The organism is candidate division KSB1 bacterium, from assembly GCA_034506335.1.
In the GTDB taxonomy this organism is placed as follows: Bacteria; Zhuqueibacterota; Zhuqueibacteria; order JANLFK01; family Oleimicrobiaceae; genus Oleimicrobium.
The window spans coordinates 29986-41046 of the sequence record JAPDPR010000020.1 but is presented as its reverse complement, the minus strand read 5'-3'; the positions used below and the strand labels follow the sequence as shown (position 1 = coordinate 41046).

11 protein-coding genes are annotated in these 11061 nt (G+C 60.1%); all 11 read right to left on the bottom strand.

The window, feature by feature from the left end:
* Positions 1-51: 51 nt before the first annotated feature.
* Positions 52-1059, bottom strand: coding sequence for a hydrogenase expression/formation protein HypE (hypE, locus tag ONB25_07825; GenBank protein MDZ7392784.1), 1008 nt, complete (start codon positions 1057-1059; stop codon positions 52-54).
* On the bottom strand, positions 1052-2167 hold the full coding sequence (hypD, locus tag ONB25_07820; GenBank protein MDZ7392783.1) for a hydrogenase formation protein HypD: 1116 nt from the start codon (positions 2165-2167) through the stop codon (positions 1052-1054). The genes hypE and hypD overlap by 8 nt, the downstream gene beginning before the upstream one ends.
* 5 nt (positions 2168-2172) lie before the next feature.
* Positions 2173-2394: a HypC/HybG/HupF family hydrogenase formation chaperone gene (locus ONB25_07815; GenBank protein MDZ7392782.1), complete on the bottom strand. Its 222-nt coding sequence runs from the start codon at positions 2392-2394 to the stop codon at positions 2173-2175.
* Between the two features lie 3 nt (positions 2395-2397).
* Positions 2398-4803, bottom strand: coding sequence for a carbamoyltransferase HypF (gene hypF, locus ONB25_07810; GenBank protein ID MDZ7392781.1), 2406 nt, complete (start codon positions 4801-4803; stop codon positions 2398-2400).
* Between the two features lie 261 nt (positions 4804-5064).
* On the bottom strand, positions 5065-6003 hold the full coding sequence (locus ONB25_07805; protein ID MDZ7392780.1) for a bifunctional enoyl-CoA hydratase/phosphate acetyltransferase: 939 nt from the start codon (positions 6001-6003) through the stop codon (positions 5065-5067).
* A gap of 16 nt (positions 6004-6019) precedes the next feature.
* Positions 6020-6808: a DUF1189 family protein gene (locus tag ONB25_07800; GenBank protein MDZ7392779.1), complete on the bottom strand. Its 789-nt coding sequence runs from the start codon at positions 6806-6808 to the stop codon at positions 6020-6022.
* A 27-nt stretch (positions 6809-6835) separates the two neighbouring features.
* On the bottom strand, positions 6836-7918 hold the full coding sequence (buk, locus tag ONB25_07795; GenBank protein MDZ7392778.1) for a butyrate kinase: 1083 nt from the start codon (positions 7916-7918) through the stop codon (positions 6836-6838).
* Positions 7919-8022: 104 nt separating this feature from the next.
* Complete coding sequence (locus tag ONB25_07790) at positions 8023-8598, bottom strand: response regulator (GenBank protein MDZ7392777.1); 576 nt, start codon at positions 8596-8598, stop codon at positions 8023-8025.
* A gap of 75 nt (positions 8599-8673) precedes the next feature.
* Positions 8674-9162: a response regulator gene (locus ONB25_07785; GenBank protein ID MDZ7392776.1), complete on the bottom strand. Its 489-nt coding sequence runs from the start codon at positions 9160-9162 to the stop codon at positions 8674-8676.
* 30 nt (positions 9163-9192) lie between these two features.
* Positions 9193-10332, bottom strand: a complete 1140-nt coding sequence (locus tag ONB25_07780) for a response regulator (GenBank protein ID MDZ7392775.1) — start codon at positions 10330-10332, stop codon at positions 9193-9195.
* A partial coding sequence (locus ONB25_07775) for an ATP-binding protein (GenBank protein ID MDZ7392774.1) occupies positions 10329-11061 on the bottom strand: 733 nt, incomplete at its 5' end. The genes ONB25_07775 and ONB25_07780, both read right to left, overlap by 4 nt.

Here is an 11061-nt window from a genome sequence, read left to right as displayed (position 1 = left end):
CGCGGTCCGGTCGGCGCTTGGACGACATTGGATGAGTGGGGGGCCATGGATTCAACAAATGCGGGGCAATTGCTCTCCAACCAGCATGTCCAAAATGCGGTGGCCACCCACGGCGGTTTTGAGCAATACCCTGCCCTTACCTTGCGCCGTCACGCTGCCGATAGTTGCGGCCCTGCGCCCGAGTGGATGGCCGTGTAGATAGGCAAGGGTCCTTCCTTCCTCCTCAGCCGGAACCATAATCACCATCTTCCCCTCATTACCGACATAAAGCGGGTCAAAACCCAACAGTTCGCACGCCCCGCGCACTTCATCCGCCACAGGGACTCGCTCCTCATCCACCACGATCTCGACGTTGGACGCCATGGCAATCTCGTTCAGGGTGGTAGCTATTCCCCCACGGGTGGGATCGCGCATCGCATGAACGGCAATCCCCTGTAACAGGAGACCCTCCACAAGGCGGTTGAGTGGCGCCACATCGGATCGGAGAGCGCTCTCGAGGGCGAGGCCTGCCCGGGCCGAAAGCACTGCCATCCCGTGGTCACCAATGGTCCCGGTGACAATCACTACGTCGCCCACTCGTGCGCCGCTGCCTGTCGGGGCATCTTGGAGCAACAAGGTGCCCACACCCGCTGTCGTGATGAATAGCTTGTCCGCCGCTCCGGCGGCCACAACTTTCGTATCGCCTGCAACCACTGAGACACCCGCCTCTCTTGCTGTCGCAGCCATAGAAGCCACCACGCGCCTCAACTCTTCCACCTTCATCCCTTCTTCGATGATGAAGGCAGCGCTGATGACCACCGGGCGCGCCCCTTGAGCGCTGAGGTCGTTAACTGTGCCGGAAATGGCCAGGCGTCCGATGTCGCCGCCAGGGAAAAAGAGGGGCTGGACCACATATGCATCGGTCGTGAAAGCCAGATGACCACCGAGCAGTTGCACCACGGCGCTGTCGTTCATCGCCGCCAACGCGGGGTTATCAAAATAGGGCAGGAAAACCTGCTGAACCAACGCATGGGTCAGCTTGCCTCCGCTACCGTGAGCGAGTTTGATTACTTCATCCATCACTCACCCCCGTCTCCACGCGGCGACCGTACTTGTAGCATGCTGCGCAGGTGCCTTCGGTGGAAACCATACATGCACCAATGGGCGTCTCTGGGGTGCACGCAGTTGCAAAAAGCGGGCACTGCTGCGGCTCGCACAGTCCGCGCAGGACTTCGCCGCACCGGCAGGCAGGATGGACAACGGTCGGCTCCACCGTCACATCCAGGGTTGCGTCCGCATCGTGCGACCGGTACTCAGAGCGGAGTGCCAGTCCGCTTCCGGCGATTACCCCCATGCCTCGCCACTCCGCGTCAGAAGGGACAAATACCTGCTCCATCAAGGCCCTCGCCCTGGGATTCCCTTCTGGCCGAACTACGCGGGAATACTGGATCTCCACTGCCCGCCGACCGTCGCGGACCTGCTGCACCAGCAGGAGGATACTCTGCAACACGTCCAACGGCTCAAAGCCGGCAATCACGCACGCCTTGCGGTACTCTGCGGCCAGGAACTGGTACGGTTCCACGCCGATGATGGCACTTACGTGCCCGGGCAAGATAAAGCCGTCGATCCGCAGCCGCCCGTCTGTGGTGAGGGCGGCAAGAGCGGGAGGCATCACCTTGTGGGCGGAGCTCACGAAGAAATTGGCCAACCCCTCCGACGCTGCCTGCTGGATGGCCGCCGCAACAGCAGGGGCAGTAGTTTCAAACCCAACGCCCAGGAAAACCACTCGGCGTGAGGGGTGCTGGCGCGCCACCTCCAGCGCGTCCAGGGGCGAATACACCACACGGATGTCTGCTCGCCTGCCTCTTTCTAACTCCAGGCTCGAACTGGACCCAGGGACACGCATCATGTCGCCAAAGGTACAGACGATCACCTCGGGAAGTCGTGCATAGGCGATAGCCCGATCCAAGTACTGATTGGCCGTCACGCACACGGGGCACCCTGGTCCGGAAATGAGCACAATGTTCTCGGGCAACAAATGGCGCAGGCCGCTACGGTAGATGGCCATGGTGTGCGTACCACACACTTCCATAAATCGCACCACGGGCAACTCGTGGGCGAGGTCCTCAATGCGCCTCAGCAGCCCCCGGGCCAACCGCGAGTCCCTGAATTCGTCGATGAACTTCATCGACCTCACCCGGCCTGCACGCCGAATTCTTGCAACAGCTGAATGGTTTCCAACGCCTCTGCTTCGTCCAACACCTGGATAGCAAACCCCGCGTGTACAATCACATAGTCTCCCACTTTCACGTTCTCCACCAGCTGCAGACTGATACGTCTGGTAACTCCAGTGATCTCAGCCACTGCCGTATCCCCCTCAATTTCCACCACACGCATTGGTACGCCCAGACACATTTCTCACACCTCAAATGGTTCCTTAGCATCGACAGCTGGTTCATCTCCGTGTACCTGGCTCGCGACAACCGCCTGCCCCAGCGAGATACAGCCATCATTGGGGGGCAGAAGTCGATGCACGAGCACTTCGAAACCCGCAGCGGTGAGCATGCGAGGCAAGACCGTCGACAGGTAAACGTTTTGGAAGCAGCCACCGCTGAGGGCCACCGTCTGCAATCCGGTCTGCTCGCGTAAACGGACGCACACCTTAGCTAGTGCCACGCAGAGCCCTGCGTGGAAGCGCCTGGAAATCAACGGTACTTCGACACCGGCCAGGACGTCTCCCACTACGCCCTTGACTAACCGGCGATAGTCCAGGATGAGGCCGTCGGGTGTATCCCGAACGTCGCAGGCGTAGGCCTCTTCCGCGGCACGTTCCAGGTCAGAGCTCGCCTCTTCCGGCCCCACTAGGTGGTACATAGCCATTTCCCATTCCATCGCGGCCTGTCCCTCGAAGGAGACAATGCGCCTGCCCCCTGCGATAGCTGCGACACCGTCGAAAAGGCGGCCACAACTCGTAGTCAACGGGGCATTTACCCCGGCCTTCATGGCCTCGACAAGGGGGCGGGCAGCTGAACGGTGGTCCAGCAGCACTGGCAGAGGCAGACGCCACATCTCCTCCTCGTACGCGTCCGAGAGATAGGCAAGTGCCATGCGCCACGGCTGGCGGATGGCTTTCTCCGCACCCGGCATCCTGACAGGACGCATATGGCCTTTGCGCACAAAACGCCGCGTGTCGGCCACCAGAAACTCGCCGCCCCACACCGTGCCGTCCGTCCCATAGCCCGTACCGTCCAAAGCCAGACCAATTACCGGTCCCGAGACGCGGTTTTCGGCCAGACAAGCGGCGATATGCGCGTGATGGTGCTGGACGCCCACCAAGCGCGCATTGGCTCTGTCCAAGGCCCATTGCGTGGCCAGATAGCGGGGGTGCAAGTCATAGGCAACCACCTCTGGCTTAACTTGGAGAATTCTCTGCAGGTGGGCAACGCACTCCTCGAAAAACTGCATGGTTTCGGCATTCTCGAGATCGCCGACGTGCTGGCTGAGGAATGCGTGCCGACCGCGCAAGATGCAGATCGTGTTCTTCAGCTCTGCGCCGCACCCCAGCGTGGCTCGGTGCCCCTCTTCCAGAAGAAGCGGCAAGGGAACGTATCCCCGCGACCGGCGAATGGGCGTAGCTCGTCCATCAACGACTCTGAGCACAGAGTCATCGCTCCGCACCAGGATGTCCCGATTGTGCACGAGGAAGTAGTCCGCGATCCCTTGCAACCGTCTCACCGCTTCATCATTATCTTTCGCAATTGGCTCCTCGGACAAATTGCCACTGGTCATAACAAGGGCGAGAAAATTCCCTCTCAGCAGCAGATGATGGAGCGGTGTATACGGAAGCATCACCCCCACGAACGCGTTGCCTGGTGCCACTGCCTCAGCGATGCGGCAGGGTTGCTTTTTTCTCAGCAACACAATGGGCCGTTCACGCGACTGCAGCAACTGTTGCTCCGCCCTGCTCACCATCGCGAATTCCTGCACCGCTGCCAGGTCGGGTGACATCACCGCCAGCGGCTTCTCTTCGCGATGTTTGCGCGCTCGAAGTCTTCGCACGGCCGCATCGTCGGTGGCATCCACCGCCAGATGGAATCCACCAAGCCCCTTGACCGCCACAACCAGCCCTTGGCGCAAAAGCTCCACTGCCATCCCCACGGGATCAGGAGTCTCAAGCGGCGCTCCCCGTTCGTCAAGGAGCCACAAACGCGGCCCACATACCGGACACGCATTCGGTTGTGCATGGAACCGCCGGTCCAGTGGATCGTTGTACTCCCGCTGGCAATCGGGACACATGGCAAAACTGGCCATGGTGGTATTGGGTCGGTCATAAGGGACGTCAGCGGTGATGGTGAACCGGGGCCCGCAATTGGTGCAGTTGATGAAGGGGTAACGGTAACGACGGTCTGTGGGGTCAAAGAGTTCCTGCAGGCAATCGTCACACGTGGCCACATCCGGGGCAATGAGGACCGAACGTTCGATATCCGCCTCGCTGGCGACGATCTGGAATCCGGTGAAGCGCGCCGGCGGAAGATATTCCACGGTGATATCAGTTATCCTGGCAAGAGGCGGCGGAGACTGCCGTATCTCGTGGAGGAAGGCAGATAGACTCCCGTTGTCCCCTTGAGCGTCTACCAGCACGCCGTGCGCGTCATTGCGCACCGTCCCGACAATGCCATGTTCTGTGGCCAGTCGATACAAGAAGGGGCGAAACCCCACACCCTGCACCACACCAGTGATTCTGATCTGCGCACGCTTCACCCACTCACCACCTTCGGGCGTTCCATCGCTCCCGAGTTCTCCAACGATCCATCTCTTGACCATCAACACCTAACACGCCACACGAATGCGGCAAGAAAAGGCAGCTCACCTCGAGTCACGACCCTCTCGCTCCATCAAAACATAGCTTAATGCAAATCGCGATGTTGGTAGGGAGCGCTTAGCTATGCGCCGAAGATCGCCTGCAACGTTTGCATAGCCTCTGCGCCCCGACTCTCCTAACACGGCCCCCTCGGTCTCTGCGATACCACGCCCAACCGCGTGGTCCTGGCCCTCTCGCCGCGCATGCGCTCAGCGCTGGAGCACCTATGCGCCTTTCCTTCGCTGGACGATGGCGCCGAGCGCCACGGACATCAGTTTAGCATCGGCCGAATCGGCGCGCGAAGGGATGAGAACCGGGGCTTTGGCGCCCACGATCACATGCGCCAGACGGAAACCGGCAAAGTACGTCGTGCTTTTGGCCAGCATATTGGCGGCTTCGATTCCCGGACAGACCAGAATGTCGGCGTGTCCGGCCACCTCAGAGGAAATCCCTTTCGTGCGCGCTGCCTCCTCGCTCACCGCGTTATCAAGGGCCAACGGTCCGTCCACCACGCACCCCTTGATCTGCCCACGTTCCCACATCTTGGTGATGATTGCCGCATCCACCGTGGAGGGTAAGGCAGGAACCACAGTCTCCACGGCTGAAAGTAAGGCGACGCACGGCCTGGGTATGCCCAGCGCGTGCGCCACCTCCACTGCATTTAAGATGATCTCGACCTTCTGGTTGATATCCGGCGCAATAGTTACTCCTCCATCTGTGATCATGAGGAGTTTGTTCCCTTTCCTCCGCGGGTCTTCGCACACGAACACGTCGCTCAGAAGCCTGCCAGTACGCAGACCAGCTTCAGCATCCAACACGGCCTTCAGCAAGGTAGCGGTTTTGGTTTTGCCTTTGAGCAACAGGTCCGCCGCTCCTTCGCGCACTGCTTGCACCGCAGCTTTCACGGCCTCAGCTTCGGTCGCGCAGTCACGAATGACCATTTCCGCGGGTAAAGGCACACCCAACCCGTTCCAAGTGGCGCGGATGTCTTCTTCTGGGCCGAAAAGCAGTGCCTCAGCCAACCCGACGCGGTGCGCCTCATGCAGTGCCGAAAGAGCGGCTTCGTCGTCCGCCGCAGCCACTGCCACCCGCACTTTTCCCCCAGATATGGCTTCTGCTAAGAGTTTGTCCAGGGAAGTGATTGCCGGTACTCGCTCGCCCATATCGTCTTTCCCTCATCTAAGCCGCATGCACGCCAACAGCGCCGCGGATCCGTAACACCACGAGAACCAGAAGAAAACAGTAGCCTGCCCACAGGAGCGCTACAAATGGTCCAGAAGAGACCTTTGCCAGAAGCACCGCGCCAAGCACAAGCGCGGGAGGTGTCAGACCGTAAGCCGCCAGTGCAAAGGCGTCGCGCGGGCGCAGTGGTGTTCGCGTGCGCCTGCACAGAAAGAGCACCCAACCCGCGCCAAGCAGACAAACAACCAGTCCGACCAGCGAAAACGCCGCAAGCCCGCTCACCGCAAGAAGTGCGACCATTGCGACCAGCACTTGGTCCTTCAGCGCCCTTGCATTCTTCGGCGTAATCACCACGCCTGGAGTAGCATTCAGAGAATCGAACAGTAAGCGGCGCAGACCCTGGTTGGTCTTGACTTCGAGAAAACGGTTAGTGACCAACACACTCCCAGGTGCCATGCCCTCCGCAGACAGGTATGCACCAGAGGTGTCAACAACCACCTGCCGTCCATCGGCGAGTTGGACCTCGGTGGGAATGGTCCCTACGAACCGTACGTGGTTGCCCGCAAGATGGATTTCCGGGAATCGCTCGTCGTATAAGCTGACCAAGCGGTCTCCAACTGCCGCCACCCGCCGCACGAACGGAGTCAGTGCTGCTGCCAAGACTAGGGCTGCAAGCACGACCACGTGGAGCAAGACAAGCGGGTGCCGGTGTTGCGGTACTTTGGCATAGAAAGAAAGTCCACTTATGCTGCCATAGAAATTGCCAAAAAAACTGCTCTTTTCCACGATCACTCTCTAACACGGTCGCCTGAGTTAATACACCAAAGCTGGCTCTTCCCCCCGCAACACGCGGAGCACCCCTGCGACCATTGCCTCCATTTCGAACTCACCTGGCATAACAGTGACGGGTGCGATGAACTCGACGCGCTGGCGAACCCAGTCCGCCAAGAGAGATGAACGGGCCAGTCCACCCGTGAGCACGATGCCGTCCACCTGTCCGCCGAGCACCGTGGCCATTGCCCCGATCTCCTTGGCAATTTGATAGGCCATCGCCTCGTAGACCTCGCGCGCGGCCTGATCCCCGCTGCCTATGCGCCTTTCCACTTCCTCGGCGGAACTGGTGCCAAGGTATGCGATCAGTCCACCTTTGCCCATCACCAAGCTCCGCATTTCCTTCTCGGAATAGCGACCGGAGAAGCAGAGGGTGATGAACGGCTGCAAGGGCAGGCCTCCAGTGCGCTCTGGGGAAAAAGGGCCATCGCTGGAAGCGTCGTTCACGTCGATGATGCGTCCACCTTTCACCGGTGCAATGGAAATACCTCCGCCCAGGTGTGCCACTACGAAGCTGCTCTCCGCCAGGGGTTTGCCGACTGCAGCGGCGCTCCTTCGTGCTACCTCGTGGATGCTGAGCGCATGCGCCAGCGCTCGTCGCTCGATGAGCGGATGACCCGAGTACCGCGCCAACGGCTCAAATTCGTCCACGGATACAGGGTCGGTCACATAGGCATTGACGCCGGCCTGGCGCGCGAACTCGAACGCCAATGCGCAGCCGAGATTGGACACGTGCTCGCCCTGCAAGTTGGCGCGTGCATCAGCGAGCATCCGCTCGTTGACCAGGTAGGTCCCGCCCTTGACGCTGCGGAATAGTCCACCACGACCTGCCACTGCTGCCAGCGTGCTGAGGTCCACACCATGGCGCCCCACAAACTCTTGGATCGCTGCGCGCCGCAGTTCGAACTGATCCCACACGTGAGGGCACGCCGCAAGCTCCTCCGGTCGATGGGTGAGCACTTCCCTCACCTTGGGCTCTTCGGCAGAAAAAAGCGCGACCTTGGTGCTAGTAGAACCTGGGTTGATGACCAGAATGAGCTGCTGCCCATTGTGGGTTTTGACCATTGTCGACTCTCTAGTCTCGTTCCTCATCCCTAAGACTGCGCTGCGCATTTTGCAGCTTGCCCCCCCTCGTGCCGCAGGTATCCGCTTTGTCACTCGTGCGCAGGCTATGGGCGCTGACGGGCTCCCGACAGCTGTGCCCCGAGCACTATTACCACCCCTGCGAGGCAGAGCATGAACAGGAAGTACAAGGGCATGGCCAGCGAACCGGCACGCGGTGCCACCAGCAGTGCCGCTAGCCCCACCAAGGCAAGGCACGCCATGATGATGACGTTCCGGCGCTCCTTTCTCAGGCGTACGTTTTCTACCGTCAGCCGACGGTGTTCCATGACGTGACGAATTACCTGAGTCAACTTCTCTGGTGGAAACGGCTTCATGAGATAGTCGTAAGCCCCTTCGCGCATGGCTTGCACCGCTGTTTCCACGCTAGCATGGGCGGTAATGATCACCACCGGGAGCCCCTCTTGTGCCTCACGCAACTTCTTTTGCAGGGCGAGGCCATCCATGCCCGGCATCCTGATGTCGAGCACGGCGACATCGTAGGGACGCTCCTTTACCATCGCCAGAGCCTTCATGGCATCTTCCGCCGTATCCACTGCGAACCCTTCATCCTCGAGCCATGCGCGCAGGGAATCGCGCATCACTTGCTCGTCATCCACGACCAGAATCGTTCCCTTCTCCATACAATTGCCTCCGGACCAATGAATCGATCTGCTTCTCCTAGCTCCTGGCAAGCCCTGCGGCGCTAGTGTCTCCTCCTATTTCCCAAAAACCAGGTACGCCGCCAGGAGCAAGACTACGAGCGTCACCAAAGCAGTGATGGCAATGCGGAGAACCTGTTGGCGCTCTTTGCGCAGACGGATGTTCTCCTCCAGAAGGCGCCGGTGTTCCACGACGCGACGGATGACATTGGTGAGCTTTTCCGGGGGGAATGGTTTCATCAGGTAGTCGTAAGCCCCTTCCTTCATCGACTGGATAGCGTTCTCTATCGTAGCATGGGCTGTGATCATGACCACGGGTAGATCCTGGTGTACTTCGTGCAGCTTTTTTAGAAGTGTCACGCCGTCCATGCCCGGCATCTTTATGTCCACCACCGCCACGTCTACTGGGTGTTCCCTTGCGTACTGGACAGCGGCGTGCCCTTCGGCCTCGGTATGGACCTCAAAGCCCTCCTCCTGCAGCCATGCGCTAAGGGACTCGCGCATGATAGCCTCATCGTCGACGATCAGCACACGTGCTTTATCCATCTCTTGGCTCCCGTGCTTGTTATGCACCGACTATGACTTCTGCTCTTGCGTTTCTGCACGGTCAAGCACCACGACCAGGGCAAAGCGGTCGGGGGGAACAGGCCTGATCTCGAACCGCCCGCCGTAGCGCTCGGCCACGATCCGTGCGACGACCAACCCCAACAGTGGCGCTGGCAGACACTGGCCGAGAAAAGGCGGCGTCTGCACTGCTGCCATTACGTGCGGTGGCGGCACCTCACCGGGCACGCTGACGTGGATCTCCACGTTCTCCTTGCTGGTGATCGCTTCTACTTCCACACTGCCACGTCCGCCCAAGGAGCTTGCAGCAAAGTCAATGAGGTTTTGGAAGACCTGCACCAGGCTCCAGAATTCTGCGCGCACCGCTGGCGTATCCGCAGGCACGCGGGTATGCACCGTGAGGTGGGCGTACTGAGGAACGTTGCGCAAAATGGCCCAGGCCTGCTCGGCAGACTCGTTCACGCGCACTGGGTGCGGTTGCGGGCGTCCCTCGGTCACACAGCGGAGCGCGTTTTCGATGGCCCGCAGTGAAGCCCTAGCCTGACTCTGCGCCGCGGCGACGCAATCAACGACCGCACGTCGCAGCTCCGTGTCGGTGCTTAGCTCCTGCAGGCGTGCCTCCGCCTCTTGCAGCGAGTCCACTGCAGCGCGGATCTCGCGCCCACACTGGCTTACAAAGCCCTCAAACGCTTGCCCCAAATTGAGCAGCTGCCGCGAATAGGCCAGCCACGGACGTACCTGCTCCCAGTCAGCATGCAATTGGTCGTAAGCCAGTGCTAAACGGTGGTGCGAAACGATGTGCCGGATCAAGTTGGTCAGTTTTTCCGGCGGAAATGGCTTCATCACATAGTCGTACGCGCCATCGCGCATGCTGCGCACGGCGCTTTCGACTGTCGCGTGCGCGGTCATCATTACCACCGGGAGCCTGTCGTCTAACTCGCGGAGGCGCTTGAGCAGGGTCAATCCGTCCATCCCCGGCATCTTGATATCGATCACCGCCACGTCAGGCTTGGCCTTAGCGAGCAGCCCCAATGCCTCCTCCCCGGATCCGGCGGCGTAGACAACGAACCCCTCGTCCTCCAGCCAGGCGCTTAGGGACTCTCGCACAATGGCCTCGTCATCTACTAAGAGTATGCTCGTATCACCGCTCACTGTGCCGCTACGCCCTCCACCTGAGCCATGTTTTTCGTGGGCATGAACAGTTTGAACGTTGTGCCCTTGCCAACTTCGCTTTCGACGTCGATGCGCCCGCCGTGTTTTGCCACAATGCTTGAAACCACCGACAGTCCCAGTCCTGTTCCTTTCTGGCTGGCTTTGGTCGTGAAAAACGGGTCAAAGATGCGGGGAAGGTTCTCAGCAGGTATGCCCACGCCCGTATCCTGGATCACGATCACCACGTTTTCCCCCTGGTCATGTGCCCGATAGGCTGAGATCCGCAGCTCCCCACCTTCGGGCATGGCTTGCGCCGCGTTGATGACAAGGTTCAAAAGCACCTGCTGCATCTGCTTGGCATCCGCCATAATGGGCGGCAGTCCCTCCTCATAGCGCTCCACGATGGCGATATTCTGCAGTGTAATCTGGTGCCGCACCAGAAAAAGGCTCTTCTTGATGGTCTCCTCCACCGACAACGGGGTGATGGTTGGCTCGCTGGGACGGGCGAATTCCAACAGATTCTTCACAATGTCTGAGCAGCGGATGGTCTCGTGCTCCATGGTCTGCAGGTACTGGCGGAACTTGGCCAAATCCTCCCGCGGCACCTGGTCAGCAGCCAGCTTCTTCTGGATGAGCTTCAAGTAGGTCAACACACCGGCCAGGGGGTTGTTGATCTCGTGGGCCACGCCAGCTGCCAATTCGCCCATCGACGCAAGACGCGCCGAGCGG